At 62.6% G+C, this 19,472-nt stretch carries 19 protein-coding genes and 1 pseudogene; 9 read left to right on the top strand and 11 right to left on the bottom strand.

Translation table 11 applies throughout. The annotated features are described in order from the left end of the window. Positions 1–191 precede the first annotated feature (191 nt). The 3 genes and pseudogenes from AC0MAZ_RS19500 (at position 192) to AC0MAZ_RS19490 (ending at position 3,173) form a co-directional block, all read left to right on the top strand. Complete coding sequence (locus AC0MAZ_RS19500; protein WP_475858884.1) at positions 192–863, top strand: KilA-N domain-containing protein; 672 nt, start codon at positions 192–194, stop codon at positions 861–863. Between the two features lie 571 nt (positions 864–1,434). Next, positions 1,435–1,998: a YfbU family protein gene (locus tag AC0MAZ_RS19495; RefSeq protein WP_475858883.1), complete on the top strand. Its 564-nt coding sequence runs from the start codon at positions 1,435–1,437 to the stop codon at positions 1,996–1,998. Between the two features lie 193 nt (positions 1,999–2,191). Beyond that, positions 2,192–3,173 (top strand): annotated as a pseudogene (locus AC0MAZ_RS19490) (IS5 family transposase). Positions 3,174–3,355: 182 nt separating this feature from the next. Here AC0MAZ_RS19490 and AC0MAZ_RS19485 read toward each other — a convergent pair. Together AC0MAZ_RS19485 and AC0MAZ_RS19480 are read right to left on the bottom strand one after the other, a co-directional pair. Continuing rightward, positions 3,356–3,685, bottom strand: coding sequence for a DHCW motif cupin fold protein (locus AC0MAZ_RS19485; RefSeq protein WP_475858882.1), 330 nt, complete (start codon positions 3,683–3,685; stop codon positions 3,356–3,358). A gap of 108 nt (positions 3,686–3,793) precedes the next feature. Next, a complete protein-coding gene (locus tag AC0MAZ_RS19480) occupies positions 3,794–4,609 on the bottom strand; it encodes an alpha/beta fold hydrolase (protein ID WP_475858881.1) in 816 nt (271 codons plus the stop codon). 65 nt (positions 4,610–4,674) lie between these two features. On the opposite strand from AC0MAZ_RS19480, the gene AC0MAZ_RS19475 reads away from it, so the two are divergent. Continuing rightward, positions 4,675–4,977: an ArsR/SmtB family transcription factor gene (locus AC0MAZ_RS19475; protein WP_475858880.1), complete on the top strand. Its 303-nt coding sequence runs from the start codon at positions 4,675–4,677 to the stop codon at positions 4,975–4,977. A gap of 962 nt (positions 4,978–5,939) precedes the next feature. On the opposite strand, the gene AC0MAZ_RS19470 is transcribed toward AC0MAZ_RS19475, so the two are convergent. The 5 genes from AC0MAZ_RS19470 to AC0MAZ_RS19450 all read right to left on the bottom strand — a co-directional run bounded on the left by AC0MAZ_RS19470 (position 5,940) and on the right by AC0MAZ_RS19450 (position 11,039). Next, positions 5,940–6,983 (bottom strand): purine-nucleoside phosphorylase, encoded by a 1,044-nt coding sequence (locus tag AC0MAZ_RS19470; protein ID WP_475858879.1) that lies wholly within the window; start codon positions 6,981–6,983, stop codon positions 5,940–5,942. Between the two features lie 23 nt (positions 6,984–7,006). After that, positions 7,007–7,966: a nucleoside-specific channel-forming protein Tsx gene (locus AC0MAZ_RS19465; RefSeq protein WP_475858878.1), complete on the bottom strand. Its 960-nt coding sequence runs from the start codon at positions 7,964–7,966 to the stop codon at positions 7,007–7,009. Positions 7,967–8,316: 350 nt separating this feature from the next. Beyond that, positions 8,317–8,502: a hypothetical protein gene (locus AC0MAZ_RS19460; RefSeq protein WP_102682584.1), complete on the bottom strand. Its 186-nt coding sequence runs from the start codon at positions 8,500–8,502 to the stop codon at positions 8,317–8,319. A 297-nt stretch (positions 8,503–8,799) separates the two neighbouring features. Further along, positions 8,800–9,828: an alpha/beta fold hydrolase gene (locus AC0MAZ_RS19455; RefSeq protein WP_475858877.1), complete on the bottom strand. Its 1,029-nt coding sequence runs from the start codon at positions 9,826–9,828 to the stop codon at positions 8,800–8,802. A 269-nt stretch (positions 9,829–10,097) separates the two neighbouring features. Beyond that, positions 10,098–11,039 carry a LysR substrate-binding domain-containing protein gene (locus AC0MAZ_RS19450; RefSeq protein ID WP_203652259.1) on the bottom strand — a complete coding sequence of 314 codons (942 nt, stop codon included), beginning with the start codon at positions 11,037–11,039 and terminating at the stop codon, positions 10,098–10,100. Positions 11,040–11,142: 103 nt separating this feature from the next. On the opposite strand from AC0MAZ_RS19450, the gene AC0MAZ_RS19445 reads away from it, so the two are divergent. From AC0MAZ_RS19445 to AC0MAZ_RS19435, 3 genes are all read left to right on the top strand, one after another. Next, positions 11,143–11,847, top strand: a complete 705-nt coding sequence (locus AC0MAZ_RS19445) for an SDR family oxidoreductase (protein WP_475858876.1) — start codon at positions 11,143–11,145, stop codon at positions 11,845–11,847. Positions 11,848–11,925: 78 nt separating this feature from the next. Continuing rightward, the gene (locus tag AC0MAZ_RS19440) at positions 11,926–12,417 is read left to right on the top strand and encodes a GNAT family N-acetyltransferase (protein WP_475858875.1); all 492 of its coding nucleotides are present in this window, start codon (positions 11,926–11,928) and stop codon (positions 12,415–12,417) included. A gap of 47 nt (positions 12,418–12,464) precedes the next feature. Continuing rightward, positions 12,465–12,818, top strand: a complete 354-nt coding sequence (locus AC0MAZ_RS19435; protein WP_203652265.1) for an SH3 domain-containing protein — start codon at positions 12,465–12,467, stop codon at positions 12,816–12,818. A gap of 2 nt (positions 12,819–12,820) precedes the next feature. On the opposite strand, the gene AC0MAZ_RS19430 is transcribed toward AC0MAZ_RS19435, so the two are convergent. After that, the gene (locus AC0MAZ_RS19430; protein WP_475858874.1) at positions 12,821–13,381 is read right to left on the bottom strand and encodes a cysteine hydrolase family protein; all 561 of its coding nucleotides are present in this window, start codon (positions 13,379–13,381) and stop codon (positions 12,821–12,823) included. A gap of 581 nt (positions 13,382–13,962) precedes the next feature. Between AC0MAZ_RS19430 and AC0MAZ_RS19425 the strand changes: the two genes are divergently transcribed. Next, positions 13,963–14,154, top strand: a complete 192-nt coding sequence (locus tag AC0MAZ_RS19425; RefSeq protein ID WP_028691846.1) for a hypothetical protein — start codon at positions 13,963–13,965, stop codon at positions 14,152–14,154. Between the two features lie 121 nt (positions 14,155–14,275). Here the strand turns inward: AC0MAZ_RS19425 and AC0MAZ_RS19420 are convergent, their stop codons facing one another. Beyond that, positions 14,276–15,193 (bottom strand): LysR family transcriptional regulator, encoded by a 918-nt coding sequence (locus AC0MAZ_RS19420; protein WP_203652269.1) that lies wholly within the window; start codon positions 15,191–15,193, stop codon positions 14,276–14,278. Positions 15,194–15,294: 101 nt separating this feature from the next. Between AC0MAZ_RS19420 and AC0MAZ_RS19415 the strand changes: the two genes are divergently transcribed. Continuing rightward, entirely contained in the window at positions 15,295–16,056 is a 762-nt protein-coding gene (locus AC0MAZ_RS19415; RefSeq protein WP_232855618.1) for a sulfite exporter TauE/SafE family protein, read from the top strand. 1 nt (position 16,057) lies between these two features. On the opposite strand, the gene AC0MAZ_RS19410 is transcribed toward AC0MAZ_RS19415, so the two are convergent. Continuing rightward, complete coding sequence (locus tag AC0MAZ_RS19410; RefSeq protein ID WP_232855617.1) at positions 16,058–17,476, bottom strand: GGDEF domain-containing protein; 1,419 nt, start codon at positions 17,474–17,476, stop codon at positions 16,058–16,060. A gap of 115 nt (positions 17,477–17,591) precedes the next feature. After that, complete coding sequence (locus AC0MAZ_RS19405; RefSeq protein WP_475858873.1) at positions 17,592–19,421, bottom strand: SLC13 family permease; 1,830 nt, start codon at positions 19,419–19,421, stop codon at positions 17,592–17,594. Positions 19,422–19,472: the final 51 nt, after the last annotated feature.

The raw sequence follows: 19,472 nt of genomic DNA, 5'->3' as shown, positions 1-19,472 counted from the left end.
GCATATTCATCGTCAATCACATTCTGACGTCGGAGGACGTTGACGATGACCGATCATTTCTCATTTTTGTCTCCCCTCTGTGCATCGAGTAGCCCTCAACGCACAGGTAGAAACTCAAGCCAGTTTTCCTACGCTCATGCCGTGCCCTTCGGAGCATATCCGATGCTTGTCCAGGTAGTCGGAGCCGCCGTATGAAAATGCGCAAGATTGTCTCGCTCGAATATGAAGGCGCTTCCATCAGTTTCGACTTTGAGGGGTGGATGAACGCATCTCACGCAGGCGACTGCATGGGGAGGAATCCAGCTGAGTGGCTCGGATTGGAACTGACCAAGCAGTACATCGCTGGCCTGGTCAGAAGAAAGGGAGTGCTCGCGGAATCACTGATAGTAACGCGACGCGGCAATGAGCGTGTCCGCGGTATTTGGCTGCATCCTAAGTTGGCCAGTCAGTATGCACGGTGGCTGTCAATCGATTTTGAAATTTGGTTCGAGGATCAAATGGATGTACTGATTTCAAAAGACATTGTGGCCCTTGAAGCTGCGCAGCGTCAGGCGGCGGTGAGCTACCGAAGCCTCTGCGAAGCATTGGTGATAACACATCAGGCGATAGGAAAGGAAACGAAGCCCCATCATTTCATGAATGAGGCCAGACTCATAAATGAAGTCCTAACGGGCCAGTTTCGTGGGCGAGACCGGAGCCAGCTGACTCTACCGGAACTTGAGATGGTCACCATGATGGAAAACAGAGACGTGTTGTTGCTTGGTCAAGGGAAGGACTATGCAATGCGTAAAGCTGATCTTTCCTTCTACCTCCGGCAGCTCTGTGAGGGGGAGAGCAGCTTCCGGGGCCGCACGATCCACTGAAAACGGTACGGGAAAGCGCTGGTCCATCTCCCGAAGGTGCGCGAGCTGTCCCCTGTCGTATAACTCGGTTAGGTTTTGTACGAAAAGTAGCCGAGCGGCGATCAGGTCAGGCGAAAACAGACGAGGAATCGGAGTTTACGAATTGTAAATGAGCATTCGAGCCTGTTTGCAACGCGGCATGATCGTCGCGCAGGCGCTTTTCGTACACAGCCTAAGTTTTGTCGTCGTGAGCAGCAGATGGGGGCATGATATGGCTGTACTACGGAGCCAGTGGCCAGCGGTGGCGTGTGGGGCGGCATTACAGTGCCAGTGAGTGAAGGTATGAGGATTGATCAGGGCGGACATAGCGTAGATCGGTTGTGTGCTTGAAATCACCCGGGAGGCTGCGTGGACAAAGATTTGTCCAAATAAAATAGCTCTGTTTTCATCGCCGCATACCCAGCTTTCAACGCTACGCCATCCCTGGACACCTCGGTCAGAGTGCCATGCTCTGTTCCCCTTCTAGACTCGTTCGGCTAAGCTCAGTGACCCTTAAGTGGTATTTCGCCATCGGGTCATATGAGGTTCTAAAATGGAATTTACGAACGCACAAAAATTGATGATCGCGCTTCTGACAGATATTCATGCGAAGCTCGATATCCAAGACAGCCTTGACGCTGATTTCGTTCAGCGTATGGTTGCTCAAAATCACGGTTGGGCGCTCAGCTGGAAATACCCAGGTTTGTTTGAGGATGCTGACGAGCCGCCTCGGAACGTGAAATTTGTTGCTGATGTCCTGGAAATGTGGTCGTTCTTGGAAATATCTGTCAACGCACTCGATGAAGCTGGGCGCCAAGCGCTTGCGGATGCTGCAGAGCCGTTTGGGCGTCATGTCGAATTTCCCGGATTCGACGGAAATAACGAGAGTGAGTATTTAGCGATTGCTCGCATTTTTGTTGATGATTTGGACCGCTGGTCTGACTTTGCAGGCCGGGTCAACAATGCCCACATGCGAACGACAGATGGTTATGAGCGGATGCTAGGCGTTTTCGAGGAAATTCGATCCGCGAAAATCGACAATGCTGATTATGGAACGCTCACTGTAGAGGAGCTTTCCAGCATTCTGCGTGAGCGAGTGCATCCTTCCAATCGTTGAAATTAGCAAGGCCGACAGCGGCCCCACCGGCATCGACAAACGATTTCCCTTGCTGTCGGTCAGGTCGCATCGGCTCGTAAAAATCATCGGTATTCCCATATCCCTAAGGATTCTCCGATCAAGTCAGCACAGGCCGTCTGACCTGTGCTGAAATAGCCCTCAGTCCAACAGCCCTCTACAAGCCCTCCATCCTATGAGTCAGATGAGCTTTTCCGATTCGAGTACGCAGGTAAGCGCAAGCAAACCCGTCGCGAGCGTTTCCTGGCCGAGATGGAACAGGTGGTGCCGTGGAGCGGTTTGGTAGCATTGATCGAGTCGCACTACCCAAAGGCCGGCGGTGGTCGCAAGCCGTATCCACTGGAAACCATGCTGCGTGTTCACCTGCTGCAGAACTGGTTCTCGTTGAGCGACCCCGCCATGGAAGAGGCGCTGTACGAGATCACTTCGATGCGCCAGTTTGCTCGCCTGACGCTCAGCGCTCCGATCCCCGAAGACACCACCATCAGAATTTCCGGCACCTGCTGGAGAAGCACCAACTGGCATCGGGCATTCTGGAAACCATCAACAACTACCTGCGAGACAAGGGCCTGTCTTTGCGCCAGGGCACCATTGTCGACGCCACCATCATCCACGCGCCCAGCTCGACCAAGAACAAGGAAGGCAAGCGCGATCCTGAAATGCATCAAACGAAGAAGGGCAACCAGTACTATTTCGGCATGAAGGCCCACATCGGCGCGGATGCTGAATCGGGTCTGGTGCATCACGTTCATGGCACCGCCGCGAACGTGGCCGACGTAACGGAAGTTGCACAACTGCTGCATGGCGCAGAGAACGTCGTCTGTGCCGACGCGGGCTACACCGGCGTTGAGAAAAGGCCAGAGCATGAAGGGCGGCCCGTGATCTGGCAGATTGCTGCGCGACGCAGCACCTACAAGCACTTGAGCAAACGCAGCGTGCTCTACAAAGCCAAGCGCAAGATCGAAAAGGCCAAGGCGCAAGTGCGTGCGAAGGTGGAGCACCCGTTCCGGGTGATCAAACGCCAGTTCGGCTATATAAAGACGCGTTTTCGCGGCTTGGCCAAGAACACGGCGCAACTGACCACGCTGTTTGCGCTGTCGAATCTGTGGATGGTGCGCCGGCAATTGTTGCCTGCTGCGGGAGAGGTGCGCCCGTGAGGGCAGAAAACCAAGGCTTTGCCTTGGTCATCCAATAATCAGCGGCTGGAAATCGGGCTTCTCGGCATCCCTAACCGTCCATTTCCGGCTGGTGAGCAACTTGTTCGGAGTTTCCCTAAGAAAGATCCCGGACTTTGGGCCGCTGCGCCAGTTCCAGCCGCTGCGCGATCAGACGCATCTGCTCAGTCCACAATAAAGAGCTTGGCTCCAGTAGCCGTCGACGACCGGTACGCCTCCGCATCGTCCCCCACTTGATAGCTCATACCCGGCTGCAAGGTGAACGTGCGGCCATCCTCCAACTCGGTGTCCAGCCGACCTTCCAGGCAGAACAGAATATGACCCTTCCGGCACCAATGATCGGCTACATATCCTGGGGTGTACTCAACCCATCGAACCCGAACGTCCCCAAACAGACAGGTACGCCAATACGCCGTACCGTTCTCGCCCGGATAAGCGACAGGATCGATTTTTGACCAGTCCGTGGTGCCAAACGGGATTGCTGTCAGTTCCATTACAACCTCGCAGAAACAGTGAGGCCTGAACCGTACCGATGAAATTGATCTGTCAATAGACACAGACCGCTGAGAATTTGGACAGACAGACAGTCCAGCGAACCTGCCTCAGGGGCCAAGCTGCTTCAAAACCGCCGCCACAATCGCTTCCGGCCTGTCTTCCTGCATCAGGTGGCCCGAGTTCTCTACTCGCACGCAGGGCTGTCGGGAGATAAGCCCAGCAAGACGCTCCCCTTGGGAATAGGGAATCCAGGCGTCCTCCGAGCCCCAAAGTACCGATACGGGGCAATCCAGCTTCCCGTAGAGCGGTTCGATTTCGTCGGTGTAGCGCTGATTCATCTGTGCGATCTGCCTGTAGAAGGCCGCCTGGCCAATCGGCCCCAGCCATGGAGCGCTGTACGCTTGCAGGGCTTCGTCACTGAGGGGATTGGCCGCAGCGGTTTGCAGATAGGCTGCCAGCAGCGCCCGGTGCATGTAGTCGGGCATCCCGGCAAAGGCGGCCTCATGTTGACGGACATGCTGAACAAAAGGAGAGCCCCAGGGGGCCAGGGCTACGGCATCGAAAATGGTGAGGGAGGCATAGCGCAGACCGTTCAGGTAGTAAGCGCGCAGTGCTGTCGCGCCTCCAAAGTCATGGGCCAGGACGTCAGGGCGCTCGATGCCCCATTCCTCGAAAAGCGCAGCCATGACGTTGTTCTGAATCGCCAATGAAACGTCCTGGCCCTCTCTCATTTCAGACAGGCCATAGCCAACCAGGTCGAAGTAATAAACGGTTCTACGGTCAGTGAGATGAGGTATGACGCGCCTCCATACCTGCGAAGAGAAGGGGGTGCCATGGATGGCGACCAGCGGCGCACCGGTCCCCAATTTCCCCCATCTGACGGTATTGCCTTCGATGCTCGATGCGTAGGGTAGATCCAACATGGCTCACCTCACATTGTCATTTAGCTAAATGACTATATGATGCAGGCATGGACAGATCAATACAGATGAAAGCGATGAGCAGTGAGGTTCGCATGGCGATCCTTCGCCTGCTCGCAGCACCTCGTGACCACTTTGCTGAACAATGGTCGGCAGACCCCGTCGAGTTCGGCGTCTGCATGACGCTTATCGCAAGTGCGCTGGGTATCGCCCAGCCAACAGCGAGCCGGCACCTTGAGATCCTCAGGCAGGCGAGGTTCATCTCGGTTTCAAAGCAGCAAAAATGGTCGTACTGCAAGCGTAACGATGCCGAGATTCTCGAGTACCTGGAGTGGCTCAGGCTTGAGTTGGCGCCGGGTGGATGTGTCTAGCAATTTTGGTTCGCTGGTGCCGCGCAGCACCGCAGGCGATTCGCTTCACCGCAGAACAAACAAGGAGAGTGAGTGCCAATGGGCAGAAGGTTGGAAAAGGTCCGAGAGTGGCTCACGCCACGCAGGCGCATCTGGGCAGGTGTAGGCCTGTTAGCCGCGTTTATTTTGATTCCGGCAGTCAGCTCAGGAACGACGGTGGATTGGCTGATAGGGCCAGCAGCCGTTTTCCTCATAGGCGGCCTCATGCCCGAGGCGAGCAGGAGACAATGAGGCGCTGACGGGCAGTGCAGCGAGTCGAAGGAGGGCAGCAGGCATTTTTCGCCGCTGCCCTGTCTGTCGTTACTTACCGCGAGGCTTGCCAGCATCGCTGCGCTTATCACGGACTTGGCCGTCCTTGTTGCGAGAGCGTGGTTGTTCACCACCGCCAGGCTTTGGAACGTTCACGTTAGGGTTGAGAGGGCGACGATCTGTCATACGGAATCTCCTTCGTTCAGCAATGTGAGTTACGAGAGGTGTTCAGTAAGTCGCAAGCCATTCAGAACGTTTATCCACACTATGTGGTGTTTTCTGATTTGGCTGAATACAACATAGTGGGTCTTGATCGTTTCGGCAAGTATTTTGGATCCAATGATGGCATGGGCTTTTTCAGCATCTTTTCAAGGGCGTCGTGTGGAGCTTTATGGCCCTTTCCGAATCAAGGAAGCGATAGCGGCAGATGCAAAAGAGGGAAGGGTTGGGCGACTACCATTTGGGTTTGAGGACCAGCCCTTACAAGGTGTTGGGAATGGGCGTTCGACTTGGACTTGCCGGGGTCGCTTTGCGACCTTTTCGCGGCACAAGGCCGCTCCTACAGGTGACCGCGCCATCCTGTAGGAGCGGCCTTGTGCCGCGAAAGGGCTGCAAAGCAGCCCCGGCAATCTTGAATTGAAGCGACCATCTCCTAGCCGGCCTGGGGGTGATGCTCAAGCCTCCGGAACCCCTTTCTCCCAAACCGCCCAATTCTTCAGAATCTCCTGCACCAGCGGATTCCCAGTCCGATAAAGATTCTCCAGCGCCGGAACAAAACCGCCCTGGTCGGCATACTTGAGCAAATTTCCCACCTCGCTGCCCCCCGGCTCAGGCCGATCAAAATCAGACCCAGCCCGCACCACCGCCACCCGCTGCACATCCACCAACCCTTCACGACTGGCCCGCAGCAGCGCTTCATAGGTGGAGTTATCTTCCTGCTGGGTCGTGCAGTACTCCCCCTTGTCATCCGTCAGCAACCGAGTCCAGACCTCGGCCCGCTCACTCAGGCGCGTCCCGGAAAACCAGGTGTTGCCCGCCACGGTGTCGCACCGGGTCACCACCGGCGGCTGGTTGGCCGGCGCCATCGGGTACTTGAGCCGCCAGGCCGCCGACTCCTTGCTCTCGCTCAGGCTAACCCCGTGTGACAGGGCATAGGCCTTGGCCTGAAGCTTCGGATTGAGCTCGAAGACCTCGGTCTTGTAGTCCAGCGGCGGCTTCTCGTTCGGCCCCTTGGTGTTGATCCCCAGGTAGCCCGTCGGCCAGTCCTTGGGCGCATCCCGCGAGTCCAGCTCCCACTGGGTGCCGAACTCCACCAGGTAATGGGCCCAGGCGGTGGTGCCGAGGGTCCCGTGCTTCGGGTTGATCCCGGCAATCCCCGCGACCAGGAAGTAGCTCTTGCGCAGGTCGAACTTCGGCGACAGCGCCAGTGCCAGGGTCGAGGCCGCGGCGTTGGTCTGGCCCATGCCGGTCACCAGGAGGCAGACATCCTGGCTGTTGCAACGTATCACCGGATACTCCGCCGACAGGCCCGGCACACGCACCTCCTGCTTCAGTTCCAGGCGCTCGATCCAGTGCTGGGCCTCGGGGGCGAACAGGGTGATCAGCATCACCTTGGGCCTGATCGGCGGCGCAGCCGTCTCGCCGGCCTGGGCCGTCGAGGTGAGCAGGATGCCGCAGGCCAGGCCCGCGGCGAGGGAAAGACGGTGCATCGGGTGCATGCAAGCCTCCATGGCGCAAGCGATCAGAACTGGTAGCCGACCCCGGCGTAATACCCCCAGCCATTGGACCTACCGCGGAAATCCCCATCGCCGAAATTCAGCTGGCTGCCATCCTGCCAGTTGCCGCCATTGTGGAAATGGCGGCCCACCAGGGTGAAGCGCAGGTGGGTGAAGGCGTACAGCAGCACGTTGGTGGATACCGTGGCATTGGCCGTGCGGTTGGGGTTGTCCTTGTGCAGGTCCGAGCCGAAATCGAAGTTGGTGAAGCCGATATAGGTCAGCGAGGCGCCGTTGTCGAACTTGCCGAGGGGCACGATGTACTTGAGCTGGGCCCGGTAGCCATCCCACGAGTACTCGTTGCTGGCGCCGTAGTTTTCCCACTGGTAACGGCCGTAGAAGTTGGCCGACAGGTTGACCCGCGAATGGGTGTCGATGTCGGTGCCCAGGCCGCTGTACAGGGTGTTGGCGCGGTTGGCGCTGTTGCTGCCGTGGTCGTAGATCCAGTCGAAGGCTACGTACCACTCCTTGAACGGGCCGACGGCCAGGCTGCGTCCGGCCAGGTAGTCGATGGAGATCCGCGGCTCGTGTTCCATGAACAGCGGCGAGCCGTGGTCCCACGCGCCCTTGTCATGGCTGTTGCCGATGTCGAGGATCTTCGGGATGTCGATGTAGCCGTACAGCTCGAACGGCCCCTTGCGGCCGAAGTACTCGTATTCGAGGTAGATATCGTCGACAGGGCGGGGGCCGAAACTGATGTCCTTGGTGCCGATCAGGGTGAAGTTCTGGTTGTACCAGTTCGACAGGTAGGGCCCCGATTTGGCCGGTGCGGCGGCCGGGCTCAGGGCCTCGCCCTGGGCTGACTCGCTGGGGGGATTTTCCTGGGCCTGGGTGGTGACGCTGAGTAGTCCCGTAACAGCGCCCAGTAGCAAGGAGACAGCCAGGGGGGAGCGAGCCGCTGGGCGCAGGGATGCAGGTTGACGCATTGAAAGTCCTTGTTCATGCGGTGGTAGCCCCGAAAGGCTGAGGTGAGCAAAAGCTTCGGCGATTGTTCGCTTAATTGTTTTGAGCAAACGTTTGCATACTCTGTACCAACCTGCCAGAGGTGTTTGAAATAAAAGCCGAACTCGGGGTTTTAGCTGACCTTTCGGTTAGAAAGTTGCACTGGAGCTGGGCGTGGGATGGGGGCGGGCACGAGCATGGGGCGGTCATGCTGCGGGTGGCGACGAAAAATGAGGGAGTGGGTCTTATATTGAGCGTGGGCGGTGTACGCGATGGGCTTGCGGCGCCTCACCAGGGCGAGCCGCAAATCCATCACCATCTTGCTGGCATCACTTCACTGCAGTGTTTCGGGTTTCCTTCCCTGGGAGGCCTCCTTCAATCCCTGCTCCATCCGCCCAATTACCTGCGCCAGTATCGCTGCTCTTTCCAGCTCTCCCGACGCTTTCATCCGTGCATGATCCCGGCGCAGGTTCAGCAGGCATTTCTGCAGTCCAAGCGCCGAGCTGTCGTAGTTGTCCATGTCGTTCTCACTGGCCGTGGGCATCCGTGCCGTTGTAGGAAAGGCTCGACGGTATCAGGTCAATTCCCCAGCCAATACTGATTATTCATACACCGGATCACAAACCCGTAGAAACGTCCTACAGCAACAAAAGAGGCGTCTTACAGGATGGCCGGGGTGAATGTTTCGGCATGCGTCCGCTCATTCTGCGGCAGGCCCCGGAGTATAAGGCCTGCCACGGAACAGACGGGTTGCAGAGGCAATCCGCGTCTCCCGGCACCCGACATGCGCTGCCGAAACGATATGTTGCAATTGCCCTTACAGATGGTCCGCATCCACCACGGCCTTGACGAATGCCTCGGGCGCTTCCTGCGGCAGGTTGTGGCCGACGCCGCCGCTCACCAGGCGGTAGGCGTACTTGCCGGTGAAGCGCTTGGCGTAGGCCTCGGCCGGTGGGTGCGGCGCGCCGTTGGCATCGCCTTCGAGGGCGATGGTGGGCACGCCGATGGCGGGGAAGGTGGCCAGCTTCGCCTCCAGCGGGTCGTAGCGGGTCTCGCCCTGGGCCAGGCCGAGCCGCCAGCGGTAGTTGTGCACGGTGATGGCGACCTGGTCGGGGTTGTCCAGGGCCTTGGCGCTGCGCTCGAAGGTGGCGTCGTCGAACTTCCACTGCGGCGAGGCGGTCTGCCAGATCAGCCGGGCGAAGGCGTGGCGGTTGCTGTCGTAGCCGGCGCGGCCGCGCTCGGTGGCGAAGTAGTACTGGTACCACCACTGCAGTTCGGCGCTGGGCGGCAGCGGGGCCTTGGCGGCTTCCTGGCTGCTGATCAGGTAGCCGCTGACCGACACCAGCGCCTTGACCCGCTCGGGCCACAGGGCCGAGACGATATCGGCGGTGCGCGCGCCCCAGTCGAAGCCGCCGAGCACGGCGCGCTTGATCCCCAGGGCGTCCATGAAGGCGATGACGTCGCTGGCCAGGGCGGCGGGTTGGGCATTGCGCGGGGTGTTCGCGCAGAGGAAGCGGGTGTCGCCGTAGCCGCGGGCGTAGGGCACCAGCACCCGGTAACCCTGGGCGGCCAGTTGCGGCGCCACCTGCTCGTAGCTGTGGATGTCGTACGGCCAGCCGTGCAGGAGGATCACCACCGGGCCGTCGGCGGGGCCTTGTTCCACGTAGGCGACGTCCAGCACGCCGGCCTGGACATGCTTGAGCGGGCCGAAGGGGGGGGACCGGCGGGCTGCGGCAGGCGAGCGGGTTTCCTCGGCCTGACCGGGGGTGGTGGTCAGCAGGGCCAGGGGCAGCAGGGCGCAGGCGAGCAGGGCTGAGCGGTTGAGGCGGTTGGCGCTGGCGAACATGGTGCATCTCCTTGGCGGGCCATCGGTGTGGGCGGGATGGCGTGTAGTTAAGGAGGTGGCTGTGTCCGGGGTGTGTCGGGTGCTGGTGGGGTGGGCGTTCGTGTGTATCGGGAGGCGGTTGGTACACAGAATGCTACACAAGGGCAGGGCTTCGTGAGCAGTTTCAGCTATCTGCGTGGGAGCGGGCTTGCCCCGCGATGCAATGGATGGCACCGGCCATGCCGGTGATCGCGGGGCAAGCCCGCTCCCACGCAGACCTCGCTAGCCCGCTAAATCAGAGCGTTGTGATTTGGGCGTTCTTGGGTTTCATCGTTCGCTTGCGCCTGCAGCCAGTGCACCACTTGCTCGGCGGCCGAGCCTGCCTGCGGAGCATGGCCGGCGAGCAGGTGGAAGCCGGCGTTGCTGTGCAGTTCATGGTCTTCAAGGGCGAGTACCAGCGTGCCGGCCTTCAGGGCATTCGCCACCAGCAGGCGGGGCACCAGGGCGATGCCCATGCCTTGCTCGGCGGCCTCGATGGCGAGGATGGTCTGGGAGAACACCGGGCCGCTGAAGCGCGTGCCGGGCAGCGCGTAGTGATCGAACCAGCGCTTCCAGTTGTTGTGGCTGTCGGAGATCAGCGGCTGCTGCGCAAGATCCGCGGCTTGCCGCCAAGGGTGTTCACCGCGCAATGCCGGCGCGCACACCGGCACCGCCACGCCGGGCAGCAGGGGCAGGGCATAGGCGTCGGCGAAGGGCGGGGCTCCCCAGCGCACCGCCAGGTCCACGGCGCCCTTGCCGCTCAACGGGCGGGTACTGTCGGAGGCATCGATCATCAGCGCCACCGGCGGGTGGGCCTGGGCCAGCAGGCCCAGGCGCGGGATCAGCCAGCGGCTGGCGAAGGCGGGGGTGGTGCTGAGCAGGATCTGCCGGGGATCGCGCTGGCTGTCGCGCTCCAGCAGTTCGCCGGTGGCGTCCTCGATGATGTCCAGGGCCAGGCGCACGCGGGTCAGGTAGTCGGCGCCGTCCCGGTTGGGCCGCAGGCCTCGGGGCAGGCGCTCGAACAGCGGGCGGCCGAGCTTGTCCTCGAGGGTGCGCACCTGCTGGGCGACGGCGCCGGGGGTGACGTGCAGTTCGTCGGCGGCGGCGCGGAAGCTGCCCAGGCGGGCGGCGGCCTCGAAGGCCACCAGGTGATTGACGATGGCGGGGGCATTGCGTCGCTTGGGCGCGCTCATCCAGTAGATTTCCTGCAGGCTGCTGCCAGTATTTGTGATTGGTGCGATAAGCCGGATTCTGGCTTCATGGGCCTACTTGATCAACTCCCATAAGGAGCAGCATATGTCTTCCCAGAAAGTTGCAATCATCACCGCAGGCGGCAGTGGCATGGGTGCCGAGGCCGCGCGGCGGCTGGCCGCCGATGGCTTCAGGGTGGCGATCCTGTCGTCGTCCGGCAAGGGCGAGGCGCTGGCGGCCGAGTTGGGCGGCATCGGCGTGACCGGCTCCAACCAGTCGGTAGAAGACCTGCAGCGTCTGGTCGACACAGTGATGCAGCAATGGGGGCGGGTCGATGTGCTGGTCAACAGCGCAGGCCACGGCCCGCGCGCGCCGGTTCTCGAGCTGAGCGACGACGACTGGCACCGTGGCATGGAGGTGTACTTCCTCAACGTGGTGCGCCCGACCCGCCTGGTGACGCCGATCATGCAGCGCCAGGGCGGCGGCGCCATCATCAACATTTCGACTTTCGCCGCCTTCGAGCCGGATCCGACGTTCCCGACCTCCGGGGTGTTCCGCGCCGGGCTCGCGGCCTTCACCAAGCTGTTCGCCGACCGTTACGCGGCCGAGAACATCCGCATGAACAACGTGCTGCCGGGCTTTATCGACAGCCTGCCGGAGAAAGCGGAATTCCGTAGCCGGATTCCCATGGAGCGGTACGGCAAGGCCGAGGAGATTGCGGCCACTGTCGCCTTCCTGGCCTCCGAGGGCGCGGGCTATATCACCGGGCAGAACCTGCGGGTCGATGGGGGTATCACCCGTTCGGTCTAACTGGCATGGCGGGCATACAGCTGGGCGACGACTTCCGTTAGCATGTCGCCCCTGTTTCCCGCTATCCGGATCCGCCCCATGAGCACCACGATGTTCCGCCAGGCCACGGCAACCGACGTGGACCGTTGCTACCAGATCGAAACCAGCGCCTACGAAGGCGACGAGGCCGCCACCCGGGAGAAGATCGCCACGCGCATCGCCCAGTACCCGGAGGGCTTCCTGGTGCTTGAGGCCGATGGCCAGGTGATCGGCTTCATCAACAGCGGCTGCGCCGACCAGGTGGTGATGTCGGACGAAGCCTTCAAGGAGCTGGTCGGGCATGATCCGCTGGCGCCCAACGTGGTGATCATGTCGGTGGTGCTCGACCCTGCGTACCAGGGCCTGGGCCATGCCGGCCGGCTGATGGCGCGTTTCGTCGAACAGATGCGTGAGCGCGGCAAGGTGACTATTCACCTGATGTGCAAGGAGCGCCATGTCGGGCTGTACGAGAAGATGGGCTACGCCTATGTGCGCCCGTCGGCCTCCGACCATGGCGGCATGGCCTGGCACGAAATGATCATGGTGCTCTGAAGGACCTTCGACTAGCATCGACGCTTTTCGCAGCCAGGGAGAGGCCTGTGAACTACGTCGTGATTGCCGCACACCGCAGTGAGTATCCTGCGCCCATCACCTTCGCCCGAGGCACGCTGCTGGACATCGGCCAGCGTTACGAGGGTGATGAGCACTGGGAGGACTGGTACCTGTGCAGTTGCCAGGGCCAGGAGCCAGGCTGGGTGCCCGGCCAGCTCATCGAGCGGCTTGGCGTCGGCCGGGGCAGGGCGGTGGAGGCCTATTCGGCCCATGAGCTGGACGTTGACCCCGGCCAGTCGCTGGAGGGCCTGCGCCCCCTGAACGGCTGGCTCTGGTGCCGTCGTGCAGGCAATGGGGAGCTGGGCTGGGTACCGCTGGCGAAGCTGCGCCAGCTGGACTGAGATCAGACCGCAGCCAGCAAGGCCGCGCTGTCGAGAATCCGCGCATAGTCCATGGCCAGGTTGCCCAGGGCCAGGGCATGGACGTCTTCCGCCGGCCACAGTCGGCCCTGCAGGTCGTGCTGGTCGAAGGTGTAGCAGGCATCGGCCACCACCAGCGTATCGAACCCCAGGTTGCCCGCCGAGCGCGCGGTCGACTCCACCGAGTTGTTGGTGATCACGCCGACGATGACCAGCTGGCTGATGCCGCGCTGGTGCAGCCAGCGTTCAAGGCCACTGTTGCAGAAGGCGTCGGGCACGTGTTTGTCGAACACGTTCTCGCTGGCCTGCGGGGTGAAGGCGGGCTGGAACTCGCAACCGGGCTGGCCAGGCCAGAACACCGAATCGGGATCGCGGGAAATGTGGCGCACGTGTATCACCGGACGCGTGCTTGCACGCCAGGCGGCGAGCAGTTCGCTGATGCGCTGTTCGGCTTCGGGGTTGTTGCGACGGCCCAGGCGAGGGTGGTTGATGCCGTTCTGCATGTCGATGATCAGCAGGGCGGCGTTGCTGGCGAGCGCGGTCATCTCCGGGAGTTCTCCTTGTCTGGGCTTCGGACCGTAGCACAGGTAGGTCATCGCGGGGCAATCCCGCTCCCACGCCGATCGCGTTGGCCTCAAGGTATGCGCCCCGCGATGGGAGGAATCACCATCTGATCCGCTTTTTTTCCACGAACCTGAATCTGTAACCGTATCAGCCGCTGCCGGAAAATACACCCAGGCCCAGCCTTCCAACCCGGTGTGCGCTGGGCAGGCTGCCCCGCTGCACTGCCGCAGCGGCCAGCCCCGCCGTTACGTCATCACACTGTAGAGGTTCCGATGGGCAAGCTCGCGCTGTTTCTGGGTGGTTTTCTGCTGCTGACTATCATGATTGGCCTGCTGGGTACCATTCCGCCAAGCTGAGCCGCAACTTTTTCCTGTCCCGGCCCGCCTGGCACAATGGCGGGCCAGACCCTTCCCCAAGTTTTTCCCGCCTCCTGGCCGCAGTCGTCTAGACAAGCGGTAGCTGCAAGTCGTTCTCAAGTACAAGTCGCTCGTGTAATCTCGCGCCCCCAATCCCAGGGCCCGGGCACACGGGCCGTTTACTTGCCTTGGAGACAATACACACTATGGAATGCAAGAAAGGCACTGCAGCGATGCTGGAGTGGCGCGGTCGTTTTCTCGGTGAGGGCATCCTCCACGAAGCGGACTACGATCAGGCACTGCGCCGTGCCGAAGAGTTGGAGCGTTCCGGTGTGATCAGCGCAAGCGAATGGATCGAGTTGGTCAAGTTGGCCAATGCGGCCTTGCTGCGCTTGTAAAAATTCCTTCAAGGCTTGCAGAAACTGTCCACAAAATTCGTGGGTAGGTCTGTGGATAAAGCGCTACAGGCCATGGTTCTCAGGGCCTCTGTTAGATTGAGCAGAAATTGAGCAGCCCAGTTCAGGGCTGTTCCCCTCCCCGCAGACCGGCCTCGCGCAGGGTCTGCAGCAGCTCGCGGACCTTCGCCGGCAGGTCGCCGGCCGGGTACACGGCGTGCATCTGCGGGTCCTGCCCGGTGCTGGATGTCAGGTGGTAGTCGGGGCAGACCCGCACCAGGCGCCCGGCACGTACCTCCGGCTCCCCCAGCCAATCCGCCAGCCGGGCGATACCGGCCCCCGCCAGGGTGCTTTGCAGCACAGCTACCCCCGAGCCCAGGCGCAGCCGTGGTCGCGGGCGCAGGCTGACGATGTGTCCGTCCTTGCTGAAATGCCAGGCCTTCAGGATGCGCGGCGCGGTGTGCAGGATCAGCGTATGCCGCTCGAGGTCTTCCAGCACCTGCGGCGTGCCGGCCAATGCCAGGTACTGAGGGCTGGCGTAGAGATGGCGGCGGTAACGCCATAGTGGATAGCCGATCAGTTCGCTGGACTGCGGGAAGGCCCCGCGGATCACGAAATCCAGCTTGCCTTGCAACGGGTCGAAGGCCTGGTCGCCGTACTGTACGTCGAGGGTGACGTGGGGGTGGCGGCGGGAAAATTCGGCCAGCACCGCCGGCAGCACCTGCTGGGCCAGCACCTCGGGCGCGGCCAGGCGGATCCAGCCCTGGGCGTCGCCGGTCAGCGCTGCCAGTTCGTCGGCGGCGTCCCGTTGCACATCCAGCAAGCGCTCGGCATGGGGCAGCAGCCGCTCGCCGGCCTCGGTGAGCGATACTGAACTGGCGCTGCGGTTGAACAGCTTGGCGCCGCTGTTATCCTCCAGGGCCTGCACGGCCCGGGTCACCGCGCTGGGCGAACGACCCAGGGCGCGGGCAGCGCTGACGAAGCTGCGCTTGTGCGCGACGCTGACGAACGCCTGTATTTCTCGCAGCATGTCCAGTGCCATCGCGGGGTTCCTTGTTGCAGTTTTCGCAATATGGCATTTCAACACAAGCGCGCCGCTTTGATTAGTCTGGCAGCCTGTTTTATGCCGCCCGGACCCCAGAGATGATGGATATCGCCCTGCTTTCACTGTTCGCCTTCGCCGCTGGCCTGATCGATGCCGCCGTGGGAGGCGGGGGGTTGATCCAGATCCCGGCGCTGTTCAACGTGCTGCCCAACGCCCAGCCGGCGGCGTTGCTGGGCAGCAACAAGCTGGCCTCGGTGTGCGGCACCAGCTTTGCGGCGCGTTCGTTCATCCGCAAGGTCAAGCTGGACTGGGGGCTGATCGTGCCGGCGGCGCTGAGCGCCTTCGTCATGTCGTTCTGCGGCGCGGCCACCGTGTCGCTGGTACCGGCAAGCGTGATGCGGCCGATGGTGCTGGTGTTGATCGTGCTGATGGCCATCTACACCTTCTGCAAGAAGGACTTCGGCACCTTGCACAAACCCATGGCGATCGGCCGCAAGGAACAGTGCCTGGCGGTGTTGATCGGCGGCGCCATCGGCTTCTATGACGGATTGTTCGGCCCAGGCACCGGCAGCTTCCTGATCTTCCTGTTCATCCGCTTCTTCGCCCTGGACTTCCTGCATGCCTCGGCTTCGGCGAAGCTGGTCAACATCGCCACCAACCTGGCGGCGTTGGTGTTCTTCATTCCGTCGGGCAATGTGCTGTGGGCCATTGCGCTGCCGATGGCGCTGTTCAACATCCTCGGCGCGCTGACCGGCACCTGGCTGGCGGTGCGCAAGGGCGCGGGGTTCGTGCGCGGGCTGTTCCTGGTGCTGCTGTGCGTGCTGATCGCCAAGCTGAGCTGGGACCTGCTGGCCGGTTGAGTCACACCACCTGGCGCTGTCCCTCGGCCTGTTCGACCCGGTTGCGACCCTGGGCCTTGGCCCGGTAGAGCGCCTGGTCGGCGCTGGCCAGCAGTTCGTCGAGGCTGGGCGCCGGGGTGTCGGCGGTGCAACCGCTTACTCCGATGCTCACGGTGATCCGCAGCGCCTGCCCGGGCTGCGCGATGTGCTGGTCCTGTACCGCCCGACGCAGGCGCTCGGCGGTGAACCTGGCCAGTTCCGGTGCCAGCCCCGGCACGACGATGACGAATTCCTCGCCGCCCAGGCGGGCGAACAGCTCGCCGTCGTGCAACTGGTCCTGCAGGGTCATGGCGAACTGGCGCAGCACCTGGTCGCCGACTGCGTGGCCATGCTGGTCGTTGATGGTCTTGAAGTGATCGATGTCGAGCATCATCAAGGTCAGCGGCGCTTGCCGACGGTTGTCGAGCAGGGCGTGGGCGCGGCGGATGAAGGCGCTACGGGACAGCGTGCCAGTGAGGTGGTCGATGGTCGCCTGATGCGCCAGGCGCGCCATCAGGCTGCGGTTGGCGCTGCTGACACAGGCCAGCACCAGCGGGCCGAGCACCAGCATGGCGATGCCCAGGCGCGCCGACATCAGGGTGGTGACCCCCGATTCGCTCTGCGGGATGCTGAAGTGCATGAGGTTCTGCGCCACGGCGACGATCAGCGTGCTGCCGGCGGTGAGCGCCAGCAGCGCCACCAGGAATGGCGAGTAGCTGAGCGCGCACCACAGCAGCGCGGCGATCGGGAAGGCGATGGCCCCGGGGCCGCCGAAGACGATGCTGACCGCCAGCGAGGCGAGCAGCACCAGCAGCGGCGCCAGGCGGATCGGCTGGCTGGCGCTGCCGTGGCCGCTCAGGGCGCGTGGCGAGGGGGCGGTGAGCAGCACGGGCAGGACCAGCACGCTGGTGGAGAACTGCTCGCTGAACCAGGCAAGCCAGGTGGCGCGCAGCGATTGTTCGAACCAGGGCGTGGCCATCACGCAGGCCAGGCTGGCGGCGACCACGGCGCCGACCGCGCAGGCGCCGAACAGGTACAGGGTGCCGTGGGGCGTGCGCAGGCGTCGGTGCACGCGTGGCAGGCGGGCCATCAGGTACCAGATGCTGACGATGGCGCCGAGGTTGCACAGGTTGAACCACAAGGCTGGCTTCCAGGCGCTGCCGCAGGCCAGGTCGGCGCCCACCATGGCCAGGTAGATCAGGGCGAAGCCGGAGGGGGTGGCCTGGCGCGGATTGCGCAGCAGCACCCCGGCGAGCACCGCGTTCACCGGCCAGAACAGCGACAGCGATTCGATGGGGCGGGCGAGGATGCCGGCCAGGGTCAAGGCCAGGGTCAGGCCGAACAGGCTCAGCAGGGGCAGCAGGCGCGACGGGGCTGGTGACACCATGGGTTCGACCGGCAAGCGAAGACGAAATCCAGGAAAACGGCCGTAGGCACCTGGGACGATAGTCTGAGAGTGTCTTTCAAGTCGCCAATTGATGTCAATTCGCCGCAAATCGCCTGGATCGTGCCGCCGACTACAAGCCGAACACCCACGGCACCATCAGCACGGTGACCAGCATCACCAGCAGGGTGAAGGGCACCCCGATTTTGACGAAGTCAGCGAAGCGATACTGGCCGGGGCCCAGCACCAGGGTGTTGACCGGCGACGACACCGGCGTCATGAACGCCGCCGACGCCGCCAGGGCCACGGTCATGGCGAATGGGTAGGGCGACATGCCGAGTTGCTGAGCGGTGCTGACCGCCACCGGGGCCATCAGCACCGCCGTCGCGGTGTTGGAGATGAACAGGCCGATCAGCGCGGTAAGGGCGAACAGACAGGCGAGGATCACACTCGGCCCGGCGCCGCCGAGGGTGTTGACCAAGGCGCCGACGGCCAGGTCGATGCCGCCGGTCTTCTGCAGGGCCAGGGCGAAGGGCAGCATGCCGACGATCAGCACCAGGCTTTGCCAGTGGATGGCGCGGTAGGCGCTGTTCATGTCGATGCAACGGCCGGCGCCCATCAGCAGGCAGCCGATCAAGGCGGCGATGACGTTGGGTACCAGGCCGCTGACCATCAACCCGACCATCACCGCCAGGCTGATCAGCGCGTAGGGCGCGCGGGCGCGGGCCGGGGCGACCTGGTCGATCTCCGCCGGCAGGCTCAACACCAGGAAGTCGCGGGGCTTGCCCTGCAACTGACGCACCGCTTTCCAGGGGCCGACCACCAGCAAGGTGTCGCCCAGGCGCAGCTTTTCTTCCACCAACTGCCCTTCGATCGCCTGCTGGTCGCGGCGCAGGCCGACCACGTTGAGGTCGTAGCGGGTGCGGAAGGTCAGCTCGAGGAGGGTCTTGCCGATCAGTTGCGAGCCAGGAGGCAGCGAGATTTCGGCCATGCCCACTTCCTGGGACTGGTCGATGAAATAGGCCGCCTTGAAGTGCAGGGGTTCGAGCAGCATCGACTGGCACAGGCTGCGCAGGTCGTCGCGATTGGCGAACAGGTCCAGCAGCAGCACGTCGTCCTGTTGCAGCAGGGTGCCGGAGTCGGCGGGGATCACCCGGGTGGTGAACTTGTGCTGGCGTTCGATGCCGATCACGTTGGCGCCGTGGCGGGTGCGCAGCTCCAGCTCGCCCAGGGTGTGGCCGATCAGCGGCGAATGGGGGCGGATGCGCAGGCGCCGCTCGCGGCCGCTGAGCTTGTAGTCCAGCACCAGATCGAGCAGGGTGCGGCGGCTCTCGACGCGACCGTCCTTGCGCACCTCGCCGTTGAGCCAGTGGCGGGTCAGCAGCATGTAGCCGATGCCCAGCACCAGTACCACCAGGCCGAAGGGGGTGAAGCTGAAAAAGCCGAAGCCGCTTTCACCGTGGCGCACCAGCTCGCTGTGCACCACCACGTTCGGCGGGGTCGCCACCAGGCTGAGCATGCCGCTGATCAGGCCGGCAAAGCTCAGCGGCATCATCAGCCGGCTGGGCGAGAGCTGCAGGCGCGCGGCGATGCTCAGCACCACCGGGATGAAGATCGCCACCACGCCGGTGGAGCTCATCACCGAGCCCAGGCCCGCCACCGCCACCATCAGCAGCACCAGCAGGCGCGCCTCGCTGTTGCCGGCGCGTTCGCTCATCCATTCGCCGATGCGATAGGCGATACCGGTGCGCACCAGCCCTTCACCGATCACGAACAGCGCGGCGATCAGCACCACGTTGGGGTCGCTGAAACCGGCCAGGGCCTGCTCGACGGTGAGAATGCCGGACAGCGGCAGCGCGAGGATCACCAGCAGGGCGACCACGTCCATGCGCGGGCGGTTGATGATGAACAGGACGACGACGACGGCCAGCAGGCCTAGGACCCAGAGCAGCTCATGGTTCATGGGGAGGGGATGTTCCTTCACACAGGGGCACGAAAGGCGATGGCCCTAGTG

Source organism: Pseudomonas sp. A (assembly GCF_056270345.1).
Note: the sequence above shows the minus strand (reverse complement) of the source record. Positions and strands in the feature narration are given on the sequence as shown.